This window comes from Nostoc sp. DedQUE09 (assembly GCF_034530915.1).
Lineage (GTDB): Bacteria > Cyanobacteriota > Cyanobacteriia > Cyanobacteriales > Nostocaceae > Nostoc.
This window is the reverse complement of sequence record NZ_JAVRCE010000048.1, coordinates 32,130-57,653: the sequence shown is the minus strand read 5'-3', so window position 1 is coordinate 57,653 and position 25,524 is coordinate 32,130. Positions and strand designations below refer to the sequence as shown.

The window sequence follows — 25,524 nt, the reverse complement described above, 5'->3', positions numbered from 1 at the left end:
GGAGCAGGGGAGCAGGGGAGCAGGGGAGCAGGGGAGCAGGGGAGAAGTTGCAGTAGTTTCCCCTCTGCCGCTCTGCCCCTCTGCCCCTCTGCCTCTTGTGCCCCATGCCCCACGCCCAATATTTTATATTCGAGATAACGGCATTGGAATTCCACAGCATCACCTAGAAACTATCTTTAGATTATTTAAGCGGCTCCATTCCCAGGAAAAATACGGTGGAGGAGCCGGTGCTGGACTAGCTATTGTTAAGAAGATTGTTGAGCTTCATAACGGTAAAATTTGGGTGAAATCTACTGTAGGCGTTGGCTCAATTTTTTATTTTACGTTGGAATAGTTTAAGATAATGACTAAATATATATTTTTGTTAAGCTCTTTTAAGACTACGAATGACAAAAAAACTTCATGAACCGCTGCTCGTTGTTGAGGACAGCAATGAAGATTTTCGGATGCTGCAACGTCTGATGCGGCGTATGTCCGTCCAGAACCCCATACACCGTTGTACTAATGGGGATGAGGTTTTAGAGTTCCTCTATCAACTGGGGAACAATGCCTACACGAAGGGCGAAGACCCACCTAACCCTAAAGTAGTATTACGACCCTCTGTAATCTTGCTCGATCTGAATTTGCCAGGTATTGATGGGCGTGACATTTTAGATCGGCTCAAGCAAGATAAGAGTTTCAAGGGAATCCCCATCGTTGTTTTTACCACATCATCTAACCCCAAGGATATTGAATTGTGCTACCAAAAGGGCGCAAATGGATATCTGGTAAAACCGATGGATGCTCAGGAACTAAAAAAGACGATCCAGGCATTTGTGGATTACTGGCTTGAAGCCAATACGCCGCCTGTGTTGGATTAAGTTGTTTATTGTTTGTTGATGTAGCAGTAGGGGAAAAACGATAATAAAGGAGACGGCTCAGAGGACACAGAGACATTTTCCTCTTTGGGTCACTGTGTCTGTTTGTCTCTGTTAGATTCCTTTTCCCCATTTCCTGTTTTTGACTATTTGGTATTTCTTTAGGATTACTAAAGAATTTAGATTTTATTTACACTTATTTTATATTATTTTTAGAATTATGCAAGAAAACACAATCTGGATAAAAGGGATCTATATGGCTCCCTGATCCTCATAACCTTATGTTGGACACATGGACGCTACTTATCATCGATGATTGTGCCGCAGATCGGAAAATCTATCGTCGATATCTTTTGAAAGATCCGCACCAGTCCTACCAGATTTTGGAGGCAGACTGTGCAGAAGAAGGACTTGCTTTGTGCCAAAAAGTACGTTGCGATGTCATTTTGCTAGATTTTTGCCTACCTGATATGAGTGGGTTAGAACTTTTTGATCGCATCCAGCAGGAGATATTTAAGACTTCTATCCCCGTGATTATGTTGACAGGGCGCGGCGATGAAGAAATCGCTGTGCAGGTAATGAAACGGGGTGCTTTGGATTATTTAGTTAAGCAACATCTTACACAAGATGTGCTGCAACTAGCAGTCCGCAACGCCATTAAGCAATCGTACTTGCAAGCCCAGCTGATCAAAACTCAAGAGAGACAACGCCTAATTGCCACAACTGCTTTACGAATTCGCCAGTCTCTTAACCTAGAGCAAATTTTGAATACGGCTGTAGCCGAAGTACAACAACTTCTAAAGTGCGATCGCGTGATGGTTTATCAGTTTGCCCCAGATACAGATGGTAAAATAGTCGCCTCATCAGTTGAGTCATACAGCACTGTGGCATTGTGCGATCGCGTCGGGGCTAGAACTGGGGAGCAGAGGAGTAGGGAAGCAGGGGAGCAGGGGAGCAGAGGAGCAGAGGAGCAGAGGAGCAGGGAGGAAGTTGCAGTAGGTTTTTCTCCTATGCCCCTGCGCCCTTGTGCCCCTCTGCCTCTTGTGCCCAATTCTCAATCCCCAATCCCTTATATCTATGAGCTTGGCTTGTGTAATTGTGTCAATCTAAAAGAGCAATTTAATACTAAGGCAAATCTGGTAGTTCCGATTAATCTGAGCAACAATGGGAACCCAACACCCAAGCTTTGGGGTTTATTGATTGCTCACCATAATTCCGGGGAGCGACAGTGGCAAACTGATGATGCAGAAATGCTCAATGAAGTATCAGTGCAATTAGCGATCGCTATTCAACAGGCGGAATTGTTAGCCCAAACTCAAGCAGCCCTTGCCAAAGAAAAGCAACTCAATGTATTTAAATCCCAAATAATTACAACGGTTTCCCATGAGTATCGAACGCCGCTAACTTCAATTCTGGCTGCGGCATCAACTTTGGTAAAACATAGCCAGCAATTAGATGAGTCTAAACAACAGAGATTTTTAGGAATCATTGAACAGAAAGCAAGGTATATGTCCAAACTCGTGGATAATATGCTTCTGGTTAACCAACTTGAACTGGAAAAACCCAAGTTTCAACCAATCTCAGTCGATTTACTACAATTTTTTTCTGACCTTTTAGAACAAGAGCGAGAAACAGTAGGCGATCGCCACGAATTGATTTTTAAAATTACTGGTAATCATCATGGATTTTGGGGCGATCGCGGACTTTTGCAACAAATTTTTATTAACTTAATGTCCAATGCAATTAAGTACTCTCCAGATGGAGGCAGTGTAGAATTCCACCTGATCGGCAAAGAATCAGAAGTCAGCTTTTACATCAAAGATGGAGGAATTGGTATCCCGATGGCAGATCAAGAAAATTTGTTTCAATCCTTTAGTCGTGGAAGTAACGTTGACACAATTCCTGGTACAGGCTTAGGGCTAGCGATCGCTAAAGCTTGTGTCGAGTTACATAGTGGCAATATTACTTTGTCAAGTGAAGTGGGGCAAGGAACTAAAGTTACAGTTAGCTTACCGAAGATATGCCCAACTGGTCAACTATCCCCATCATCCACTTGATTTAGATAATTTTAAAAAGCATATTGTAATTATTGCTCTTGAATTTCTATCTTGCTAATCAACCATTCTTTGATTGTTTTACCGCAAGGCTCAGAACTTTGGCAATCATTGACGTTCTCTAAAGAATAAAGCATTTTTACTTTTTTGTTAACGTATTTCTCTGGTTCGCAAACATCAAAGGTTGCACCGACACTTTCATGTACTTTACCATTTTCATCGACAATAGTAACGTAGCATTTTAAGTCTCCGTTTTGCATATCTTTGATAGTACCAGAACTTGGATTATCGTTTTTAATTTCCTTAGATTGATTCTTTTTAGGAGATATTTTTTCAGTTGATGCTGACTTAATAGTTTTTTTGCTATTATCTAGTTTTACTTGATTTACAGAAATAGATTCAGAATTAGCTTGGGTAGCTGTTGCAGTATTTACTGGATTAACTTTATTTTCTTGAGAAGCACTATTGCCAGAGTTACTACAACTCACAATCAACATAGAGCAAAAAAGCAATGTAGTAGTGAAGATTGATTTTTTCATTTGATTTATGTTCGTAAAAACTATTGATAGTTGTTTTGCTCAAAGCGCTACAGGTAAAATTTTTGATTGTCAATCAAAAATTTCATGAAGTTTTTCATGAGATTTCTTGATTATTACAGTTTTATATCTTGGAACTTAGAAATGACATCGCGATATTTGCGGAAAATACTCGGCGTTATCTGCATTTTTGGATACTTTTCTGTAAAATACTTAGAGAATGTCTTGATACTTATAAAATAATGCTTAATTGAAGAAAAATGCAGAATTCAGAATTCAGAATCAAGACGCTCTCTACGACTCGCTATCTGCTTTTTCGATCAGAATTCATTCTGACTCATGACTCCTGAATTCTGTTTCGATAAACTTTAATTGCTAAATATTAATGCTTTGAGCATTAAATAAGTATTTAATAGAGTTTAGAAACTGTAAGTATTGATTTTGTGTTATTTCAAGGTTTTCTCAACTTAAACAAACCATTTGACTGGACTTCCCACGACTGCGTAGCGCGGGTGCGAAAATTGTTGCGCCTCAAACGTGTAGGACATGCGGGAACCTTAGATCCAGCAGCAACAGGGGTCTTACCGATCGCACTTGGTAAAGCCACAAGATTATTGCAATATCTGCCAGAAAACAAAGCTTACAAGGCTACGATTCGTCTGGGTATGCGGACTACAACTGATGATTTAGAAGGTGAAATCATTAGTTCTCAAGCTTGTGGTGGATTGAGTTTAGCAGAGGTGGAAACTGCACTGGCACAATTTGAAGGCAAGATTGAGCAAATCCCCCCGAATTATAGTGCAATTCAAGTGGACGGGAAACGTCTCTACGACTTAGCACGCCAAGGGAAAATGGTGGAAGTTCCAGTGCGAACAGTGGAAATTTTTCACATAGAAATTTTGGACTGGAGAGAAGGAGATTTTCCCGAATTGGATGTGGCGATCGCCTGTGGATCTGGTACATATATTAGAGCGATCGCTCGTGACTTAGGTGCAATCTTAGAAACTGGTGGCACTCTGGCGGCTTTGATCCGTACCGAAAGCAGTGGTTTCGATTTAACAGATAGTCTCACTTTTACCGACTTAGAAGCTAAATTGCAAGGCGGGACATTTCAACCTCTTGCCTCTGATGCAGCGTTACAACATTTGTTATCTGTGACTTTACCAGCAACATCTGCTCAAAAATGGTGTCAAGGTCAACGGGTTTCTCTAAATTCTGAGGTTACTGGGATAGTGCGAGTTTATCAAGAAGAGACTCGTTTTTTAGGTGTTGGACAATTACAAGATGAAGTGTTAATTCCTCAAATGGTTTTTGAACCGATTTCTTGAAGAAGAATTCAGAAGTCAGAATTCAGAAGTGGAGCCGGAGACATTCTGCCTCCGGTAAGAATCAAGATGTTCTCTATAAGACGCACCGTATAGCTTGGTTTATTTGCTGCAAGGGTACGCTGACTCGCATTGGAGTCAACTGAAGCTGAAAGCCTTTTTAAATCTCGTTTCCAGCCTCTAGGCTGGAAATGCTGCTCCTGGTGGCTCTGCCGCCAGCAAGGGAGGCGGAGCCTCTAGGACAGCATTCCCAGTCGGAGACTGGGAACGAGACAATAGTCGCACACAATTCAATTCTGAATTCTGACTCCTAACTCCTGAATTCTTTCTTGTTAAACCAAATAACTCGTATTTGGTACGATCGCAAAGAAGGCATACTCATACCAAGCAGTCCAGATGAAACTCCGAATCCATCGCTGACGCTTATCGGGACTCAATTCATATTCAAACGCCCCACGAGATACATCAATGGAAGATAGATGAGAGTTGCAACCGCAGCCATGCTGATAAGTAAAACCGTATTTAGAAGCAATACTTTGCACCTTCATTTGAATAGCAAATACCTTACCCGCATGCAGTATGGCATCCCAAGCACGTTTATGTTCAATATCGCGCTGATCGAATCGTAAGGCACGTTCTTCAAAAACATGATCGCGGTAAATTGGTGCTAAATGCACGTGATAAAAACTTGCTGGTAGTTCATAACCAAATTCATTGAATAAATCTATGCCGATGCGAGCCACTTTTAATTCATCAGCGTAATCGATTCCTTTTGACTCCACATCACGAAGAATTTCTGCAAAGTTCGGATAGCTGTGTTTGAGAAAGTCTTGCCCAAAAAACTCTAAGGTTTCCCATGCTAGTTGTGCAAATAACTGGGAAAATGATGGTATTAGGTGAGCTAATTGGGGGCGATCGCTAAATAAATCAACATCACCACGTTCTAATTTATACAAAAATAGCTGTGCCATCTCAACATAGCTTTGGGCCTGGGAAAGTCCGACACTCGTGGTTCCTCTAGCAATGTCTTGCCATATAGAAGGTAGTTGAGAAACATGAACCGCATTTTCTCCAGCAATGACTGCAACCGGAGGACATTCGAGAAGTTGCATCGACAATCTCCTTTAAGACTTTAATGTGTAATTTACCTTAAACGCTCGCTAAATCTATCTTCTTAACACAATAAAAAATGTTTGACAGACTGTCTTTTGACAACGAGCGCAATTTCATTCATAATTTTTGGGATATTGGGCATTAGCTATTTTAGGATAATTCATAATTCATAATTCAATTATCCATTCAAAGCATTCTTTTCACATACCTGCTATTTTTCTATATATTTTCTCGCCCTTGACTAACTCTTCATAGTAAGGCTCATAAGAGGTGAATCTGATAGATTCTTGTCTTCCTAAACCCAAGATGCCAAAAGTACAAAGGCTATTATAAAACAGTTCGTGTACTCGCCTTTGGAGTGCCTGATTAAAATATATGAGGACATTACGGCAAAGAATCACATTAAACTCATTAAAAGAACTATCAGTGGCTAAATTATGCTGGGCAAAAACAACATTTTCTCTTAGGGATGAGCGAAAAATAGCATTGTCATAAGCTGCTGTATAATATTCTGAGAAAGACTTCTTGCCGCCTGCTCTTAGATAAAGCTGAGTATATTCCTGCATCATTTTCAGCGAGAAAATCCCACTTTTGGCATTTTGTAATACCTTCTCATTCGTATCAGTGGCATATATGCGGCAACGGTGATAAAGTCCTTCTTCTTGCAGTAAAATTGCCATTGAATAAACTTCTTCACCAGTTGAACATCCAGCGTGCCAGATGCGAATAAACGGATAGGTTTGTAAGAAGGGAATAACCTGATTTCTGAAAGTATTATAAAAGCTGGGATCGCGAAACATGGATGTTACATTCACCGTCAGAGCAAGCAAAAATCTTTCTAAATAGGGGCGGTTGTGGAGTAATCGCTCTTGTAATGCAGAAACATTTGCTAACCCTTCTAATTGCATGAAGCCCTGAATACGACGCTTCAGTGAGGAAAGAGCATAATTGCGAAAGTCATAACCGTAGTACTGATACACACCCTCTAATAGCAGGTGTATTTCTATATCCTCTAAAATCGGTTTGGGCAGAGGCATAATACTCATAATTCATAAATTATCATTTATCATTTATAGATTTCAGTTTAACCAAGTGGCTCTTACTATTAAAACAGCGATCGCAATTATTGAGATTCCAGCTAGCCATCTCACCTGATAACGCAGATTTTTAATCTCTTGGCTCAGACTTTCTCTTTGTGGTATGGAATATGGTTCTAGTTGTACAACTTCAATAGCTACTTGTTCGGGTGTCTTTTGGGTATTTTCAAACGAGACTTGTGTGTGCAGCCAATTAGTAATCAGTTGGGGACAGTTCTTTTTAAACCAATTTAAAGCTAAGGTTTTAAAAACTGGTTTCGACATTCTGGCAATTAATTTCATTACCCTGTTTAAGGGTTTGAGGCGAAGCTTTTGATTGATCAGATTGACTGAACCAACATCATAAAGACAATCCAGAATTAGTTTCACAGTGGCTTCTTCACTGTTAACCAAGTTTTGCAGTAAAATCAGAACATCATGCATACGTTCTGCTTCCATATACTTTTCTGCCAAGTTTTCTGGAGGGCTTACAGAAGGATTTACAGTTGGATTTAGGGTATTTTTTCTTACTATCGTCATATTGGTAACATAGCAGCCATAATAATTTCCGTACACCTATCTACCGAGAGAAAGATTTTTTATCTAGAGAGAGAACCTAAAAGCCAAAATTTATTCGTGAGAGACATGACTAGATCGTGTCTGTAAAAAAGCTATTTGTCTAAATTCTTATAATTTTTTCTCTACTTATGGATAAATAAAATTTTTATTTAGATGCTAACACCTCAATTTGGGAAATTACCCGTTCTAATTCCTCAATTATTACAGTAGTTTCAGTCTTTTTAAAGGCATCTACAAGCGCCCGGTAATACCAAAGAGTACCTTCTTTACGCCCATGAAAACGTTCCCAAAGTGATTCGCCCAAAATCCGATAATCTTTGAGAATAGATTGGGCGTTATAAAGTTTATCCGCTAATGACACAAGCAGGACTGATGGGGAAGCAGTAGGAATATGAGCAATGTATGCTTCCTTGCGCTGTCGCCAAGGGGGTTTTGGAGTTGTATCAGCGTCAGTACAACCATCTACAATTGCCGTTACCTTGTCACCAAAGCGACGGCGAATTTCTTCTCGTGTTGCAGCGCCACCTTGGTCTTCGATCGCATCGTGTAACAGAGCTGCGATCGCTTCATCTTCATTTGCCCCGTATTCTAAAGCAATACTGGCGACACCTAATAAATGGGCAACATAAGGGACGCCTGAACCTTTACGAACTTGGTTAGCGTGTAGTTGGGTGGCGTAGGTAAGGGCTGCGGTAAAACGTTCTGAGAGCATTGTATAAAAAATTCCAGCAGTCAGAAGAACTCAACCGAAATATTGGGTTTATGTCAATTTTATAACATATCGCTTCAAGTGCAGAGGTAATAAAGGATGAAAGGGGTACAGAAGGGAAATTGAAATTTGAAATTAGATAGACAACATTTAAATCTATATTCCATCGCCAGATAGATAAAACTCTGCTGTTAGTTTATTAAATTTACTCAAGGATGTGCTTTAAACTAGGAGTTAATTTGCATAATGCCAGACAATCCTGGATTAGGAGAGCAAGCGCTCAATAAAGCGGCAGAAATAGGATTATCTAGTCAATTAGATGAAGTAGAAAATTTAGATGTAGACATCAAGACAGACCCGCTGAAACTAGTTCAGGGAGAGGTGGATCAGGTCAAGATTGCAGGAGAAGGTTTGGTTATGCAGAAAGACCTCCGCATGGAGGAATTGGAAATGCAAATGACTAGCGTTGCCATTAATCCTCTAAGTGTGGCTTTTGGCAAAATTGAATTAACTAAACCGACTAAAGCTCATGCACAGGTTGTGTTAACTGAAGCTGATATTAATCGTGCCTTCAATTCCGAATATGTGCGTTCACAACTGCAAAGTCAAAAAATACATATTAACGGGCAACTGAGGACTATTGAACCTCAAAATGTAGATTTTCAATTACCGGGTAATGAGAAAGTAGCATTAAATGCCAGCATAAAATTAGTAGAAACTGGGGAAAATCAGCAAGTTGCTTTTTCCGCAGTCCCCAGAATTAGCAGTAATGGAAAAAGTGTTACTTTGGAAAATGTCGAGTATGGCGAAAGTGAGGAAATATCGCCAGAGTTGACAAAAGCTTTGATCGATCAAACTAGCGAAATTTTGAATTTAAGTAACTTTGATTTAGATGGTATGAGTCTACAAGTCAACCAACTAAAAGTAGAAGTAGGTAAACTAATCTTACAGGCTGAAGCGTATGTGGAAAAAATTCCTTCAGCTTAAAAGTGTAACGTTCATAAATTCAGGATACTAATAATGGAAACTACAGAAACAACACAAACAGGTTCAACACCTTTCCCTAATATTCCACCACTTATTGAAAGTAACGATAGTGAGTATCGTGATACTGGTGTACCCAGTACAGTTGCGATCGCTGGACATCCCCTACACCCCTTAAGCGTAATCTTTCCTATAGCCTTTTTAGCCGCCGCTTTGGGTAGTGACATTGGTTACTGGTTAACTGGCGATTTCTTTTGGGCTAGGGCTTCGCTATGGTTAATCGGACTAGGATTAGCTGGAGGCTTAATCGCAGCAGCGATCGGTCTGAGCGACTTTTTGAAAATTGAACGAGTCCGCAAGCGCGCCGCCGGTTGGACACATCTAATACTTAACGTTTCTATACTAGTTTTATCACTCGTTAACTTTCTCCTACGCTTGGGTGATGCTGAATCCCGAATCGTACCTTGGGGACTGTTAATCTCGCTTGTTGTCGGTACGCTAACCAGTGCTTCTGGTTGGTTCGGCGCTGAACTCTCCTATCGCCACAAAATTGGTGTAGTGGGTGGAGGTAGCAGAAGATATCCTTAAAGGATGTGTAGGCAGTGTTTCGACTACGCAGCAGTTGAGCGTAGTCGAAACTCAATAATCAGACAGGAAGTAAGGCAGAAGATAGGAAAACGCAGCACTTAACAAGATAGTTGCCTGAAGCTAGAAATCCAGTGACAGATTATTATTTATAGCTTCCACTAAGAATATTTAGCAGTTATAGTTTGTATTTGATACAGTTTTGATACATCTTGTGCAATAGAGATAAGTCCGATACAAGGTTTTTATAAATCAAAAGTTGGGAGGATATTTCCCTTGCCCAGCAAGGGTTTTGAACCAATCTCGCAATCAAAAATTTAGCTTGTTTAATTAATAACTGTATACTTTATCTATGCGGTGAAAAAAATTACATCCTGTTAAATACAAGCTATTTATATACATAGGCTTATAAAAACTAAAATTATACAAAGGGGTGAAATTAGCAATATTGAATTTTATACTAAATTAAGTTTAAAAAAGTGCGCGAGCGGTAATTTTCAAACTTTAAGTGTTTTAATAAAGTTATTACCGAAAGTTTAGAGAAGCAAAAACATGAAAGGTTTTAGGAAACTATCCTCAATAGCAGTGTTGCTATTTGCCTTTATGTCTCCGCCCTCATTAGCTGAAGCGAAAGATATTTCTCTAAGTAATGCTTTGAATGAACAAAGCGTTGCACCAGATACTAACCTGGTTGGAAATAAAACCGGGGAGGTTTTGATTGCTCAACGGCGGTCAAGACGATACTATAGACGAGGGCAGGGCTTCGGACGATACCAGAGAATCCGACGAGGGGACGGCTTCGGACGATACCAGAGAATCCGACGAGGGCAGGGCTTTGGACAACGCCAGATTATCCTACGACAGCAGGGCTTCGGACGACGCCAGATTATCGAACGACGGGATCCCTTCGGACGATACCAGATTATCCGACGACGCTATTACAGATATGAGTGAAAATGACGTAGGCATAATACCCTTCTCCTAACAGAGAGGCTACGCGTAGCTTGCTTCTATGAAGTGGTACGCGAAGCTTCCGGCTAGATAAATTTTGCCTACTAAGGATTTCGGATAAGGCAGATAATTAGTTTTTATATCATGTCCGCTTAGATTATTTATTAAACCCTTAATCCCCACCCCACCTGCGAGGAGGGGATTAAGGGGAGCCAGTGCGGTCTTCTCCCAAGGGGAGACGCCAAGGGCGATAGCGCAGCGTTAGCGAGCCTGCGAGCGTCTGGGGTCTCCCCAAGTGGAGCATCTAGCGTGTGGGGTGCAATGATTAGGGGAATCATGACTGATTACGCAAACATAATATTAAAGATGTCTATTGAGGGCTAATGATATACAGCGGTTCTCAGTTGAGTGAGGTACAAGAACCCCACCCCCAACCCCCTCCCCGCAAGCGAAGAGGGCAGGGTGGTTTCATACGAAAAAAGAAAAATACATAAGCCTTGATTTCTTGTTTTGTAGCATGGCTTTTTACCCCTCTCCAAACCTCTCCCCGAAACGGAGAGAGGCTTTGAAACCCAGTTTTAGTTTTTCTCTGGTTGTATGAAACCACCCTGCTCCCCGCAAGCGAGGAGAGGAATATGATGTACCTCATGTGATTAGTAAACGCTATAAATAAGCCAATTGTTAATAGAAATCTAGTGAAAAAGAATGTAGAGACGGACTGCTACATCTCTACAAGGGTTTTAGATAACACATATTTAATTTCACCAGATGTCTAATGGTTAGTAACCACTAAACATTAAACCTGCCTTGAAAATAGAGGCTGAAACAACGCAAAATCGTTCCAAGATCATTTTCATTGTTCCTTGTGAGCGCAGCTTATGGAGTCTCTTGCAAAAATATATTTTTGCACTCTTAGGGAAAAGGAAAAAGGTTAAAGGGAAAGGATTTTGAGTTTCTTTACCCTTTTCCCCTGCCCCTTATCCCCAGAGGGGGCCCCACCTTCCCCTTTACCCCGACAAATGCCAAGAAGTCTATTAACTATAGTGGCTCACTCCAGTCTGCGATTAATCGCTGGTATCACTTTGAAATTGGCGATTTTCCAAGGTTGTATCATCAAAATTTGTTGCTGAGATGCAAATTCACTACTAGCGGAACGCTCTAATAAATCTACTGTATTTTCGAGATTTAAACCTAAATCACTTTGCAAAGATAACTCGGCTGTTTCTCCGTGAGATTCATAACATCGCAGAATTAACTGCTGTGGATCATCTTCAGATGGTTTCAAGGCCATCAAGATTAAATTTTCAGCTGATAAATCTAGAAAACTTACTCCTTCAATAGTGCCGATAGCGGTAGGGGAGGGTTTAGCCAGTGGCCAATTGAATATCACTTGCAACGGTATATTCAATTCATAGCCACGCCGTACTGTATGGGCTGATTCCCAGCTATCAGCATGAGGATACAAGGTATATTTGAACTCATGAAAACCTCGGTCAGCTTTTGAGTCTGGCCAATTAGAACTGCGTAGCAGTGTTAGGCGGAGTTGATTTGGTTTACTGTCATAACCGTATTTACAATCATTGAGCAAACTGACACCATAACGATTTGGGATTGCAGTATTTGTCTGTGTTTCTTCTGCTGTTAAATCAGCCCAACGCAAAGCAGGAACTTCCCATTTTGCTTGTTCTGCGGGGGTTTGCGGTTTAGTTGGGCGGCGAATCGCGCCACAGGGAATTTCATAAGTAGCAAAGTCGGCTTCAATATTTAGAGGAAAAGCAGCTTTCACTAAGACATGATTTTCTTGCCAATTCACAGTTGTAGCGATGTTCAGCAGAGGTGAACCAGCTTGCAGAATATAGTCTTGGCAAAATTCCGATTCACCCAACTGACGCACCACGCGTACACGACTTTGCACTGGGCCTTGTTCTAACCACTGAATAGATTGAAGATTTGTTGAGGGTAAGGGATGTTGAGCATAATTGGGGTCTATATTCCAGGCATCCCAATATTGCCCACTGTCTTTAAAAGCTTGCAGTTGATTCCCCGCCCCACTCAAAACTTCTCGCTGATAAGTTTTGTCAAAAACACTTGATAAATCTCCGGTGTCGGGATCTATAACAACTTGCAAGAATTCATTTTCTAAAATCCAGTCTGAAAACAGTGGGGGAGATGAGGGAGAGAGGCGATTAATTTCGTCTGGACTGGAGAGTGAAGGGGAAAGCCAAAATATGCGGTAGCCTACGGGTGGAATTTCGGTGGCGAGAAATAGTAGGGTTGATGGTTCAGATAGTTGGGAGACTAGCTGGTTTCCAGAAGCATCGTAAATCTGCCATTCTTGGGTAGTTGTTGGTGGTGTGGGCAAGGCTACAGAGATTACCTCAGAACGTTGCCAATTAAGAGAATTGAAAACAAAAATAGGTAGACTATCAGGTTTTGGTGGTTCTGATAGGGTAATGTGAGATGCGATCGCTAAAAGTGATTCCTGTAATATTTTCGTTCCCACTTGTTCCACTTGCTGCCATTGGGGCAACGCATCTGTGTAAACTTGGGTAATTGAAGAACCAGGTAAAATATCGTGAAACTGTTGAAATAACACCAGTTTCCAAGCTGCTTCAATTTCTGCTTTAGGATATGTCAAACCACAGCTTATAGTTGCCAAGGTAGCAAATAGTTCAGCTTGATATAATAAATTTTCACAACGACGATTCCAGCGTTTTTGATCTGCGTGGGTAGTATAGCAACCGCGATGAAATTCTAAGTATAGTTCGTCATTCCAAGTAGGGAATAAGGGAGAATCATCACTACTGCCTCCCGTCTCCTGTCTTCTGCCTTCTGCCTCACTTCGACTCCTTTCGACTTCGCTCAAGGCAAGCCGCTCAGTGACCACCTGCCTCCTGCTTCCTTTACTGATTTGCTGTAAATACTTTTCAGCCGTCGTAAATTCTAAGTCTGGGAACAAAGGTGACTTTTGCCAGCGTTGGGCGGTTTCTAACATATCACGGGTGGGGCCGCCGCCGTGGTCGCCGACACCGGGAAGCCAGAGGGATTCTGGTAAACTAGTTTGGGTTTGCCACTCAAGAGCATAAGTTGCCATTTTAACAGGGTCTATAGCTTCACCGATGGGTGCAGACATCAAACTAAAGACTTCGCTGCCATCAGGCGATCGCCACCAAAAAGCCCCATAATCAAATTTAGTAGTATCATTCCACCGCAACTTCTGCGTCACAAAATACTCAATTCCGGCATTAGCGAAAAACTGCGGTAAAGTTGCACAGAAACCAAAAGAATCTGGAACCCATTCCACAGTTGAAAACTTGCCAAATTTCTCCTGGATGTAGCGCTGACCATACAGTAGCTGACGGACTATTGATTCACCAGCAATTAGGTTGAGTTCTGGTTCCACCCACATTCCGCCGACAACTTCCCAACGTCCGGCGGCTACCTGTGCTTGAATTTCCCTAAACAAATCCGGGCGATGTTCTTCAATCCAAGCATAAAGTGCGGGACTTGAATGACAGAAAATTAACTCAGGAAAATCTGCTTGCAACTTCAGAACCGACTCAAAAGTATTTTGCGCCGCATTCCAAGTTTCACTTACAGGCCATAGCCATGCTAAATCTAAGTGAGCATGACCCAACAAGAAAATTTTAGATTTTTGATCTCCCCAACCCCCGATCAATTGGGGGGCTAAGATATCGGATTGAATTAGGTTTTGGCGTAGAGATAAAAACGATTTTACCAACTCTCCCTTCTCTTCCTCCGTGCCCTCTGCGCGTCTGCGGTTCGTAACCTCCCCCACCATCGCCGCCAAAACATCCAACTTCTCCGGCGCAAATTTTTCTAAATAAAGTTGCACCACAGCTAACTCATCAGCCACAAAACCTGGATCGGGATTATTATCAACATAAGACTCATAAACTAGGAGCGATCGCACTAAAGCACCATCACAATGTCCCGGACTGACTAACCGCAAAGCCACAGTGAATTCTTCCCCTGCTGTCACCCCCTGACACAGAAGCACTCTCGGCGAACAATCAAATAAATCACCCTCCAGCACTAACTCGCCATTTACATAAATCTCAGCAGAATCCGCCCACCAAACCAGCGCCAGCCGCAAAGATAATCCCGCTAAGGGATAACCGTGTAAATCTTGGGGAACCACCAATCTTTGCACTAGCCATAGCACTTTTTTCCCACCCGTCCAAGCAATATGTTCTTTAGCATTCAACTGGGCAGGTTGCCAATGAGACAAATCAGCAGCTACAACATCAGTAATAACTAGGTCAGATTCCTGATATAGCCACGTAGACTGAAGATTAACTTGACAAAAAGAGCGCAGTTGCTCAATTGCTTGTGAGATAAATTTGGTCTGGGATTGAGAGACAGTCGGGGTCATATATTCGCTAAGATGGGGTGTTGGTCGTTTTTATTGTTTGGCGCGAGTCTCACAACTTAACAAGACTTGAACTAAAAAATTACTACTATGTCTTCTGGTTCCTCTGGTCGTTATCAAAGCAGACTATTTAACTTTGTCCACCAGCAATCTCGGCGGGTGACACAACAGTGGGAACACACCTTCCGGCATTTGCAAGTCGCCACTAAGTGGGGTGTCGAGGTACTACTTTACCCAGTGTATCTACTGTTTCAGTCATCTGAATCATCTGGGAAAACGCTACATACTAAAGAACCACAAACTAGATTCAAGTTACAACCAAATGATACCGATTTCCAGCCTGAAACTCTACCCGATGCTGATAGTCCCATTCAAAATGTACTAGAGGCAGTCAATTACCTATCATCAGATGAACCCACCTCCACTTCTACGAAAGCATCTGAACATTTCAATCCCTTGGCTTTATTAGGGGTTTTTCAGCTGAAATTCATTGAAAAGAACTCTAATCTTACTCAATCATCAAATATTACGGTTAATCAAGCTGTCAGTCTCAACCCTTCACAATTAGACAATGCCCTTCAACAGCGTCTTCCAATAGTGCGAGGAATTGCCACAAATTTGATGAGTCGAAATTTAGTACTTGTTACTGCCGACAATGAAATTCTAGATATTTTAACACCCGAACAACAGGCAAAATTAGAAGACCGAATTATTAACGAAATTGCTAATTACTGGCAGTATTGGCGTTTGATTGTAGCTAAAAAAGAAACGCAGCTATTACCACAAATTGACCGATTATTAGCAAAACTCACTGACGTAAATCCAGCTAAAATTCCAGTTTTAGCCGAGAGTATACCAAAAGATTTACTCAATACAGATAGATTATTAGCATTTCTAGATATAACCATTGCTAAGTTGGAATCGAATGCTTTAGTCCCAGTGCAAGAACGTAGCCAGGAAATTGTCCAAGTTGCCCAAACTCAGTTAAAGATATTTCTTTATGGCAAAGAGCAATTAGCTGCTAAAGGAGAAATTGCCTTTACCGCTGATGGTTTAGAAACTCATTCACAGAATTTTCAGGCTTTGATTGAGGCGGCACTTAATTACTTTTTTGGTGTTGGTAATAGAAAAACACTTGAGACAACAACTAGTAATGAGAAATTGCCAGGTAAACTCTTCTCGTCACGCCTGAGAAAAGCCTTATCCAAAAGCCCTCTGGGAGAGAACCAGGATTTCACAGACGATCCTTGGCTAACATGGAATGATTTATTTGGTGACACCAAAACCGTTGCTGACAAGCCAGTTACACTTTCTGGAGGGATAAATCCTGCTTTAGCCCCAAGTTTATCGAGAAGGCATTTTCCACAAAAGAATTTGAGTGTAAAACAACCTAAATTTGGATCTGGTTTGGTACAAAGAAAACAACCAAGTCGTAATCTTACTTCAAGTCAAAAAACATCTGGAAAAGTTGCCTCTGTAAAACAAACTCAAACTCGTATTTCCCAAACTAAAAGCGAGAGTCGTAAAGGGGAAATTTTGCAACAGCAATTTCACCAAAGCAGTGAAGTTGAGGCGCAGCCAGACTGGATAGAAACCACAGCAACTTCAACTGGCTATGAAAAGCACCCCTTAGAGCAACTTCTGGAATGGCTTGATTATGTTATGGTCTGGCTAGAAGAAAGATTTGTAAAGGTTTTTCAGTCGTTGCGGCAGCTGTGGCAAGGAAAATAATACTAATTCGTAATTAAGATTTGTCAGATTGCATCTGGGTTTCTAGATTTACATCTGTAGCCTGATTTGGAGAGTTGGTATAAACTGGCAGATATTTTTGAATAAACTATTATAATAGTAACAATTTTTCAATTTCAGGATAATTTGGATTATCTATAATGTTGTTGGTGGTTGTCTAAGTGAAAATTATTGTTTACTGTAAATATTTCAATTTCAAAAATCCATTAGATAAACCGAAAATTGAGACGTTTGTGGTAAATCTGCCTCAAATCCCGAAGATAGGTGAAACAATTGTAATCGAAAGAATTTCACCCCAAAAGCAGTTTGTAATTATCTTTGAATACATTGTGACAGCAGTACAATTTAATGCATCTAGGGAATCGGCTGATGCAGCAGATGCCCAGGTAAACGCATTTTTGAACCACTGTTGGGAGGGAACATCAAATTTCAAAGTTACAAACTTTTTAGAACAATAATCTATTACCACAATATATGATTGAGTAAATAACGTAATAGCTTTAATCCGGTTGGTTCAGAGTAATCAGTTGGCAAAAGAGCCAACATTGCATTTTGCAATTTTTCTAAAGCGATGTTTACTTCCTGGCGATTTGGTCTGGTTGTTTGGGTAAAGTATAATGGTTCGCCTACCCGAATTGTTAACTCTTTTCCCAAATAGAGATCGTGAGTTCCAATCAGCCCAACTGGAATAATCGGTACACCAGCTCGCAAGGCATAAATTACAGTCCCGCGCTTCAAAGGGAGATGCAATTGAGCCTCAGCAGTTCCTAGTCTTCCTTCGGGAAAAAGAATCATCCCATCCCCGCGAGTCAAAATTGCCAGAATAATCCGGTCTATTTGTCGCAGTGTATGCATATCTTCCCCTGTGGGTACTGTTTGTTTAATTGCTGCGGCTAGCTCAACTAAATCTTGCCTTCCTGCTTTAGCCGCTTCTATGACAGCAATTTCTTCTTTCCACACCCGTTCTAAAGGAATAACGCCCCCTGCAAAATCCAGGGTGAAGCGCTTCCACCACTTGTTATAGAGGGTACGGGCATCACCCAGGATGTAATAGTAAGGTTGGGTGGGGAGTTCAGCTAAAAGGAGTAAGGGATCGATGTGGTGGAGATGGTTGACTGCTAGAATTGCAGGTTTCTGAGGTATCCTTTCGAGGTGTTCGACCCTTACTTTGAAAAAGGAATGGATGAGCGATCGCATCACAAAGCGACGCAGCCCGGAGTTGGCTCTAGGTTCGGAATGCCCTTGACTAATGGCTTCGAGGCGATTGAGACTTTTTTCGATAATCTGCCGAACAGCGCGATCACTAGCCGCAGCTATACCCTCTTTTACTCGCTTGATTGCGGCAGCACTCAAGGGTGGCAAAGCTTCTAATTGTGTATTATCTTCCTGCTGATGGCTAGATTTTGAATTGGAAGTTACCCCATCAGCTAGGTCTTGCCGAACAGATTCCCTAGAAGAACTTTTGATAATACCCTCTTTGAATTCATAAAATAATCGTAATTATTGAGGTCATATTATTAACCAACCCACGGTTAGAAGTTGTGGAATCATTTTCAGGATATTTTAACTACATGAGGGTAATTCAATTAACTGTAATTACTCTCTTAGATGTTGACTTTTTAGTAGCTTGCTGGGAAATACCTAAAAAATTAACCCTATGATTGACCATAGCGATCGCCTAGCTTCTCATAAAGAAGGCAAATTCCAGGGTGTTGGAGGACTTGAACTGTATTATCAAAGCTGGCATCCAGAGGGTAAAGTCCGGGCAATATTAGCCATTGTGCATGGACTCGGAGGGCACAGCGATCGCTACATTAATGTAATTGAGCATTTGATACCCAAGCAATACGCTGTCTACGCCTTAGACTTGCGCGGTCATGGACGCTCACCGGGTCAGCAAGGCTATATCAACGCTTGGAGCGAGTTTCGTGAAGACTTGGGAGCCTTTTTACAATTAATTCAGACTCAGAATCCTGGATATCCAGTTTTTCTCTTGGGTCACAGTTTAGGCGCGGTGATTGTCTTAGATTACATTCTGCGCTATCCCCAACAAGCATCATTATTGCAGGGTGCGATCGCTCTTGCGCCGACCTTGGGGAAAGTTGGGGTTTCACCGATTCGGGTACTTTTAGGAAAAATGCTCTCACAGGTGTGGCCGCGTTTCACCCTAAATACAGGTATTGACATCAGCGCTGCTTCACGAGATCCGCAGATTTTAGCTGCGATCGCTCAGGATACACTGCGACATACCCTTGCTACTGCCCGTCTGGCTACAGAATTCTTTGCAACAGTTGATTGGATTAATGCTCATGCAGGTGATTGGCAATTACCATTACTGATTCTCCACGGTGGCGCGGATCGAGTTGCTTTGCCAGCAGGAAGCGACATCTTTTGCCAACGGGTAAACTGTACAGATAAGCTGAGAATTGAGTATCCAGAAGCCTATCATGAGATTCAGAGTGACCTCAATTATCGCGAGGTACTAGCTGATTTAGAAAATTGGTTGGAGCGACACCTACCATCTGAGGTAGTGCAGTTAGGACGGGGAAGCGCTGAGTTAGAATTTCCCAGTTATTAGCAGTCTAATACTCATTAATGCGCCAAAATTATTAAGCCACATCTCCAATAATCAGTCAGTAACTAACTCGTACCTGAACTTTATATCGTATAGTTTCACTAGCACCAGCGTAACGCAATTACCAAGGTAATCTGCTCCCATCCCATGAGAAAAAGTGTCCACTATCGCCTTCTTGAAGCTGTTCGATGACGGCCAATAATTGGGTAACAGTACGTTCCACTGAAAATAATTTTTCCGCAGGGACATTTCTTTGGAAAGGACGAGAAAGGCTGGTATCAGTTGTACCAGGATGCAATGTTACTATTAATGCTTTCGGACAACTTCTTTTATACTCAATTGCCGCAGTTCGCATCAACATATTGAGTGCTGCTTTAGAAGCCCGATAGCCATACCATCCACCAAGTTGGTTATCGCTAATACTGCCCAATTTCGCAGAAATAGTGGCGAACACGCTGCGTTCTCCATGACGAAACAGAGGCAATAAATGTTTAGCCAGTAAGACAGCACCAATACTATTTATCTGAAAGTAGCGCAGCAAATTTTCTGAATTGATCTGTTTTAAGCTTTTTTCAGGTTGCAAAGTATCTTCATGTAATAGTCCTACACAGTTGACTACCAAATGCAGTTTGTCAACTTGAGTATGTATTTTTTGAACAGCTTCAATAATCTGTAACTCGTCAGTAATATCCATCTCCAAACAAATTAATCGCTCAGGATATTCGTTTGCAAGAGCTATTAACTCTGAGGCCAATTTTGGTTGACGAGAAGTTGCATAAATTTTAGCTATTCTGCGATCTTGTAGCAATTTTTTCACAAAACTCAAACCAATACCTTGGCTGGCTCCCACAATCAAAGCATTGACAGGATTAATTTCATCGATAAAAGACATTAGAGCAAAGCGCCACCACAACTAGAACCACACCCAGCAGTACAACCATAGCAATAAGCAGCAGTTTGTACCTCACTAATTAGGTCTAAATTGCCAGCTTCTAACAATTTGCCAACTGTCAAAGTTTCACCATTGCGAGTTTTTGCAGGCAAATTCATCATTTGGTTAAAGTCACAATCATATACATTGCCCAGATAGTCAATTGAAAGTTCATCGCGACACATTAAATGTTCAACTGTGCTGGGATTAAAATGCGACTCTAAAAACTGCAAATAGCTGGTGTATAGTTTTCTCCGTTCTAAATGCATTTTGGTTCTACCAACTGGTAAATTGGTAAAGGTGAAGAGGTTGTTAAACGCAATATTAAAATGTTCTTGTAAGAACATTTTGTAATCTCGTTCTAGGTTACTCTGTTCGGGAGCTAAAGAAAATTTTTCATCGGTGGGTAACTGGGGATTAAAAACCAAGTCTAAAATTAAGTTTTGGTCTTTACCATAGCCCATTTGGTTAAGCCACTGCAAAGCTTTGACTGAACTATCAAAAACACCAGTACCGCGCATTTTATCAACATTATCTGCTAGGTAACAGGGTAAAGAAGCTACAACTCTTACTTGGTGTTTAGCAAAGTATTCTGGTAAATCACCAAATCCATCTTCAAAATAAATCGCCAAATTAGACCGGACAATAACTTGTTTACTAGTTGCTTTTGCTGCTTCTACCAGTGGCTTAAATCCATAATTCATTTCAGGTGCGCCACCAGTCAAATCCACAATTTTAATTTCGGGAAATTTATGGATTAGTGAAATCAATTGTTCGCAAATTTCAGGAGAAAGTTCTTCTGTACGTTTTGGCCCGGCTTCGACATGACAGTGTGTACAGGCAAGATTACAACGCTTACCTAGATTAATTTGTAAAACAGTAATTCCTTTTTTTGTCAAAGGTGAACTGAGTTTATTTTTAAAGGCTGTGACTGCTGTATCTCGGATAATTTTTGCTTGACTTTGCATTAGTTACTACTCCTAAAAAATTGCACAACAATATTCAATTTTTCTAACTTTGCAATAATCTGTAGGTTATTGCACTAATAATTGCAGTAGTTGGTAAAGTTAAAATCCAGGATAGTAGAATCTGATAAAAAACACGCGGATTAGATTTAGATTTCTTGCTAATTAATCCTACACCAAAAATCGAACCAACTGAAACGTAAGTGGTAGACACTGGAAGCCCAAACCGAGTAGCTGCAATCACCAAAATCCCAGTTAATATATTTGCTGATAAGCCTTGAGTATGATTCATTGAGGTAATCTTTTCGCTCATGGTTATTGCAACTTTTTGGGAGTTGAGTAAACCGCCAAGTGCCATTGCGATCGCTATCACGATCGCTCCTCCCTGAATCGAGAAATACTCAATAATTAGGAGCAGTGAAACAATCTTAGGAGTATCATTTAATCCTCTAACAAAACTGACAATTCCAGCGCTGAAAAAATGGCAACTATCAATCATTTTTTGGTTGACTGGTAGATGCCATTTTGAATTAATATAGCCAGATAAGCTGTAAATTCCTGCGGACAAGGGAATAGCAATGATTGGACTGAGTAATAAAGGCAAAACAAAGGAAGTTCCCAAAGCTGCAAAATTAACTTGTAGTCCGATCGCAACTAATCCAGCGCCAACCAACGCACCTGTTAAACTGTGAGTTGTGGAAATGGGAAACCCCATGAGGCTAGCAATGATTACAGTCAATCCAGTAGCGATCGCAACTGCAAGATGAAACTCTGGAGAATTAGCGATTGCATCAGGTAATATTCCTTTTCCAGAAAAGTTTTTAATTAATGCTCCTGCTAAAAAAGTCGCAGTTATTGCACCAGCAAAAGTTGTAAAAGTTGCCCATAAAATTGCTGTTTGATAACTGCTAGTTCGGCTACCAAACAGCGTCGCTACACCTTTAAAATTATCATTTGCTCCATTTGAATATGCTAAAAAAAGCGTAGCTAAAAACAGACTTATTAACAACATTTCGGAGTTTATAAAGAAGAAGTCAGAATCCAGAATTCAAATTGTGCATTTACAGCGGTTCTCAGTTGAGTGAGGTACAAGAACCCCACCCCCAACCCCCTCCCCGCAAGCGAGGAGGGGAATATGATGTACCTCATGTGATTAGTAAACGCTATATTACCCAGTTGTACAGAATTATTCTGTTAGCGGTAGCGGGGCGTTTAGCCCATTCTGAGTCCTGAATTCTTTGTTAAGAAATTAACAGCAGCCACCACCGCTATAGTGCCAGGTTGAATCGGTAACAATTATTTCTGCTGGCTTACTAGCAGCAAGTTTAGCAGCAGTTTTATCACACACCGCAGCCGGAATACCTAGCTGAAGTATATGACCTGCCAAATCGTCAAAGAAGGGTTCAGAACCAGCATAAATTGCTGTTTTTCCAGTGAAAATGCAAGCACCATCTTCTGGAATGATAACTTTAAATGAGACTGAATCCAGACTTTCTAAAAGTAGGTTTTCTTCTAAATTATAAGTCTGGGAATCTAGTAGGCGATAAGGACGACGGGCACGAATTTCAACTTGACCAAAACCAGCATTTATAATCCTTTCAGTATACTCTTGATATGTGAGTGCGCCTGATAAACACATGGCTCTCAGCCGCTCATCTTCTTGAAGATGTGCTGGAATCGGACGAGTAGCAATTGGATCACTCATCTGCAAACGTCCACCTGGTTTTAACACCCGATATGCTTCTTTTAAAGCACGAGTTAAATCTTCTGGTTCAAAGATGTTGAAAAGACAATTTTGTGCCACGATATCAACGCTAGCATCAGCAACAGGTAAATTAAAAGCATCACCTTCGCGAATTTCCACAAAGCTGGTGTTAAACCAGGGGTTTTCTTGAGCAGCAATTTCCAAATTACGTGCTGCTGCTTCCCGCATGGCCCCAACCGGTTCAACGGCAATTACAGCACTTGCATAACGGGAAAAATAAGCGAATTGCAACGCTTCTAAGCCGCCACCAACGCCGACGTACAGCACTGTAGGTTGGTTTCCTAGTTCGGTGGGGTGAACAGTGGTGCCACAACCATAATTCATTTCCTGCATTGGCAAAGGAATTTTCAATCCTGGTAGTTGCAGGGGCGTACTTTGTACACAACAAAGTCCAACTTGCGGGGTTTGGGCAACTTCGCGGTAGAACTGCGCTGCTGTTTCTAGATAGGTCATGCCACTTTGAGTTTTAGATTTTGGATGATGATAGCTTTGTGCATCCTAATATAATTAACTCTAAGTTGGATGAGTTTTTGTGGAGATTGCCAAAAACGCCAAAGTTTGCTATTTTTAAACTTTTTCCTTTTGGGCAAAAGGGACTGAGGGAATAAGGAAGAATTATTGAAAAGTCTTTCGCTTGTCTCCCCTCAATCCCCAATTCAATAGACTTCTTGCATAAATCGGAAAAAGCGAAAAAATTCTGTATTGTCCCCTTCCCCTTTAACCTTTACCCTTTTCCCCCTCTTGCAAAAGTGCTTTTTGCAAGAGGTTTAATCATGCAATGTGTAGCCAACACCGATCACAGTTTGAATGAGACATTTTTCATTATTGGCTTCAAGTTTCAGGCGCAGGTAGTTAATGTAAGGTTCAATGATGTTAGCATTGCCCATGAAGTCATAACCCCAGACTTCCTCTAAAATGCGATCGCAGCTAATTATCTGTCGCGGATGGGCGAGTAAATATTCTAGTAAATCAAATTCTTTAGCAGTTAACTCAATTAACCGCCGATCTCGGTACACTTCCCGCGTGCGACGATTTAAACTCAGGTCTTCAAATTCTAAAACATCTGCGTATGCTTGGTTGCTTCTTCGTAGGCGAGCGCTAACTCTAGCTAATAATTCATCAACGCTGAAGGGTTTAACCAGGTAATCATCAGCACCAGTGTCTAAACCTGCAATGCGATCGCTTACTTCATCTTTGACGGTTAATAAGATTATTGGCACTTTCTCAGATATGCTCCGCAAGCGGCTGCAAATTTCCAACCCCGACAACCCAGGCAACATCCAGTCTAAAATTACTAAATCCAGATGCAACTCCCTTGCTGCGGTGAGTGCAGTTAATCCATCGTAGGCAATACTGACTTGATAGCCTTCATAATTCAATTCCAATTCGATAAATCGTGCCAGTTTGACCTCATCTTCAATCAGTAAGATGTGCGTCATGATGATCTTAATAATTTCAGCAGGATACGGGAAGCAACAATAGTGCCAGCTACTTAATAGCCAAACATCTAATTAGGTGTACGTTAGCTTAGTATAAACCTGAGTAAGTAACAACCGTAAATCTGCAACTACCGATCGCTGTTCGATCGAAGAACAATCCAACTGGCTATCAGCAATAAGCTGTGATATCTTCACCACATTTATCGGCGAGATAACAGAGCGCTCTAAAACGCAAACTAACCACTTCCTCGTATAGAGGATTTAATTTACACATAGGTGGAATATGTAATAGCTTCCGACCAAACAGTGTGATGTCTCGTTCAAAGGGACATTGAGCAGGAATAGCTTTGCATAGGAAATGAGCCAATTTGGAGTTATGAATTTCTATAGTTTCCAACCACTCGCGGACTGGGTGCAGTAGATCGTTGTGTGAGTGAACTTGAATAAAGCTTGTCATAATTTTTTACCTTGATAATTTCAAACTAGATTGAGTTTTTTGTATTTGAACCTCTATAAATAAATACAGTTCGCTTTTGTAGTTTTATGCATTTATTACTTTTTCTTTGATTCTCTACAGAGCGAGAAGGAGTACTATTAACTACACATTCAAATACTACAGTTCCCGATAATTTGTCCTCACTTTTCACTTCATATTGACAAACCCATCCAAAACCTAACCCCCTAACCTTTTCTTAAGAGGTTGTTTGAAAAGTGTTTGACTGTGATTTTAATTGCGTTGTTACCCCCCTTAGTCCCCCCGATGTATTGGGGGGAAACAAAAAAAATCCGGTTCCCTCCCCCAATACATACCTACGGTGTACACACAAGTTTGAAATAGTTTACTCACTTGGTTTTTCATGTCAGTTTTACCCCACCCTAACCCTCCCCTTAGAAAGGGGAGGGAACTAGATTTCTTATTTCCCCCCTTTATAAGGGGG

23 protein-coding genes are annotated in these 25,524 nt (G+C 41.1%); 10 read left to right on the top strand and 13 right to left on the bottom strand.

From position 1 onward, the window contains the following. The 3 genes from RMY27_RS25155 to RMY27_RS25145 form a co-directional block, all read left to right on the top strand. On the top strand, window positions 1-334 hold a 334-nt coding region (locus RMY27_RS25155; RefSeq protein ID WP_322667601.1), incomplete at its 5' end, for an ATP-binding protein. A gap of 52 nt (window positions 335-386) precedes the next feature. Beyond that, complete coding sequence (locus RMY27_RS25150; protein WP_322667600.1) at window positions 387-860, top strand: response regulator; 474 nt, start codon at window positions 387-389, stop codon at window positions 858-860. Between the two features lie 278 nt (window positions 861-1,138). After that, the gene (locus tag RMY27_RS25145) at window positions 1,139-2,914 is read left to right on the top strand and encodes an ATP-binding protein (protein ID WP_322667599.1); all 1,776 of its coding nucleotides are present in this window, start codon (window positions 1,139-1,141) and stop codon (window positions 2,912-2,914) included. A 29-nt stretch (window positions 2,915-2,943) separates the two neighbouring features. On the opposite strand, the gene RMY27_RS25140 is transcribed toward RMY27_RS25145, so the two are convergent. Beyond that, window positions 2,944-3,450, bottom strand: coding sequence for a hypothetical protein (locus RMY27_RS25140; RefSeq protein WP_322667598.1), 507 nt, complete (start codon window positions 3,448-3,450; stop codon window positions 2,944-2,946). A gap of 440 nt (window positions 3,451-3,890) precedes the next feature. Between RMY27_RS25140 and truB the strand changes: the two genes are divergently transcribed. Further along, entirely contained in the window at window positions 3,891-4,775 is an 885-nt protein-coding gene (gene truB / locus RMY27_RS25135) for a tRNA pseudouridine(55) synthase TruB (protein ID WP_322667597.1), read from the top strand. A 329-nt stretch (window positions 4,776-5,104) separates the two neighbouring features. Here the strand turns inward: truB and RMY27_RS25130 are convergent, their stop codons facing one another. The 4 genes from RMY27_RS25130 to RMY27_RS25115 form a co-directional block, all read right to left on the bottom strand. Then, complete coding sequence (locus RMY27_RS25130) at window positions 5,105-5,884, bottom strand: hypothetical protein (protein ID WP_322667596.1); 780 nt, start codon at window positions 5,882-5,884, stop codon at window positions 5,105-5,107. Window positions 5,885-6,085: 201 nt separating this feature from the next. After that, a complete protein-coding gene (locus RMY27_RS25125) occupies window positions 6,086-6,922 on the bottom strand; it encodes a protein-glutamate O-methyltransferase CheR (RefSeq protein WP_322667603.1) in 837 nt (278 codons plus the stop codon). Between the two features lie 42 nt (window positions 6,923-6,964). Further along, complete coding sequence (locus RMY27_RS25120; RefSeq protein ID WP_322667595.1) at window positions 6,965-7,501, bottom strand: hypothetical protein; 537 nt, start codon at window positions 7,499-7,501, stop codon at window positions 6,965-6,967. 184 nt (window positions 7,502-7,685) lie between these two features. Further along, complete coding sequence (locus RMY27_RS25115) at window positions 7,686-8,252, bottom strand: HD domain-containing protein (RefSeq protein ID WP_322667594.1); 567 nt, start codon at window positions 8,250-8,252, stop codon at window positions 7,686-7,688. Between the two features lie 243 nt (window positions 8,253-8,495). On the opposite strand from RMY27_RS25115, the gene RMY27_RS25110 reads away from it, so the two are divergent. The 3 genes from RMY27_RS25110 (at window position 8,496) to RMY27_RS25100 (ending at window position 10,772) form a co-directional block, all read left to right on the top strand. Then, entirely contained in the window at window positions 8,496-9,236 is a 741-nt protein-coding gene (locus RMY27_RS25110; RefSeq protein ID WP_322667593.1) for a DUF2993 domain-containing protein, read from the top strand. Window positions 9,237-9,269: 33 nt separating this feature from the next. Beyond that, window positions 9,270-9,821 (top strand): DUF2231 domain-containing protein, encoded by a 552-nt coding sequence (locus tag RMY27_RS25105; RefSeq protein WP_322667592.1) that lies wholly within the window; start codon window positions 9,270-9,272, stop codon window positions 9,819-9,821. A gap of 600 nt (window positions 9,822-10,421) precedes the next feature. Beyond that, window positions 10,422-10,772: a hypothetical protein gene (locus RMY27_RS25100; protein WP_322667591.1), complete on the top strand. Its 351-nt coding sequence runs from the start codon at window positions 10,422-10,424 to the stop codon at window positions 10,770-10,772. 1,045 nt (window positions 10,773-11,817) lie between these two features. Here RMY27_RS25100 and RMY27_RS25095 read toward each other — a convergent pair. Next, window positions 11,818-15,165, bottom strand: coding sequence for an alpha-mannosidase (locus RMY27_RS25095; RefSeq protein ID WP_322667590.1), 3,348 nt, complete (start codon window positions 15,163-15,165; stop codon window positions 11,818-11,820). Window positions 15,166-15,252: 87 nt separating this feature from the next. On the opposite strand from RMY27_RS25095, the gene RMY27_RS25090 reads away from it, so the two are divergent. Both RMY27_RS25090 and RMY27_RS25085 read left to right on the top strand, forming a co-directional pair. Further along, the gene (locus RMY27_RS25090; RefSeq protein WP_322667589.1) at window positions 15,253-16,893 is read left to right on the top strand and encodes a hypothetical protein; all 1,641 of its coding nucleotides are present in this window, start codon (window positions 15,253-15,255) and stop codon (window positions 16,891-16,893) included. Between the two features lie 179 nt (window positions 16,894-17,072). Further along, a complete protein-coding gene (locus RMY27_RS25085) occupies window positions 17,073-17,369 on the top strand; it encodes a hypothetical protein (RefSeq protein WP_322667588.1) in 297 nt (98 codons plus the stop codon). 4 nt (window positions 17,370-17,373) lie between these two features. Here RMY27_RS25085 and RMY27_RS25080 read toward each other — a convergent pair whose 3' ends face one another. Further along, on the bottom strand, window positions 17,374-18,264 hold the full coding sequence (locus RMY27_RS25080; RefSeq protein WP_322667602.1) for a 1-acyl-sn-glycerol-3-phosphate acyltransferase: 891 nt from the start codon (window positions 18,262-18,264) through the stop codon (window positions 17,374-17,376). 304 nt (window positions 18,265-18,568) lie between these two features. Between RMY27_RS25080 and RMY27_RS25075 the strand changes: the two genes are divergently transcribed. Then, window positions 18,569-19,489: an alpha/beta hydrolase gene (locus tag RMY27_RS25075; protein ID WP_322667587.1), complete on the top strand. Its 921-nt coding sequence runs from the start codon at window positions 18,569-18,571 to the stop codon at window positions 19,487-19,489. A 118-nt stretch (window positions 19,490-19,607) separates the two neighbouring features. Here RMY27_RS25075 and RMY27_RS25070 read toward each other — a convergent pair whose 3' ends face one another. The 6 genes from RMY27_RS25070 to RMY27_RS25045 form a co-directional block, all read right to left on the bottom strand. Next, on the bottom strand, window positions 19,608-20,378 hold the full coding sequence (locus tag RMY27_RS25070) for an SDR family NAD(P)-dependent oxidoreductase (protein ID WP_322667586.1): 771 nt from the start codon (window positions 20,376-20,378) through the stop codon (window positions 19,608-19,610). Next, complete coding sequence (gene arsS, locus RMY27_RS25065; protein WP_322667585.1) at window positions 20,378-21,385, bottom strand: arsenosugar biosynthesis radical SAM (seleno)protein ArsS; 1,008 nt, start codon at window positions 21,383-21,385, stop codon at window positions 20,378-20,380. The genes RMY27_RS25070 and arsS overlap by 1 nt, the downstream gene beginning before the upstream one ends. 43 nt (window positions 21,386-21,428) lie before the next feature. Continuing rightward, complete coding sequence (locus tag RMY27_RS25060) at window positions 21,429-22,394, bottom strand: inorganic phosphate transporter (RefSeq protein ID WP_322667584.1); 966 nt, start codon at window positions 22,392-22,394, stop codon at window positions 21,429-21,431. A 237-nt stretch (window positions 22,395-22,631) separates the two neighbouring features. Continuing rightward, window positions 22,632-23,600: an arsenosugar biosynthesis arsenite methyltransferase ArsM gene (gene arsM, locus RMY27_RS25055; RefSeq protein ID WP_322667583.1), complete on the bottom strand. Its 969-nt coding sequence runs from the start codon at window positions 23,598-23,600 to the stop codon at window positions 22,632-22,634. Window positions 23,601-23,914: 314 nt separating this feature from the next. Continuing rightward, window positions 23,915-24,586, bottom strand: a complete 672-nt coding sequence (locus tag RMY27_RS25050) for a response regulator transcription factor (RefSeq protein WP_322667582.1) — start codon at window positions 24,584-24,586, stop codon at window positions 23,915-23,917. A gap of 169 nt (window positions 24,587-24,755) precedes the next feature. Then, entirely contained in the window at window positions 24,756-25,043 is a 288-nt protein-coding gene (locus RMY27_RS25045) for a Mo-dependent nitrogenase C-terminal domain-containing protein (RefSeq protein WP_322667581.1), read from the bottom strand. Window positions 25,044-25,524: the final 481 nt, after the last annotated feature.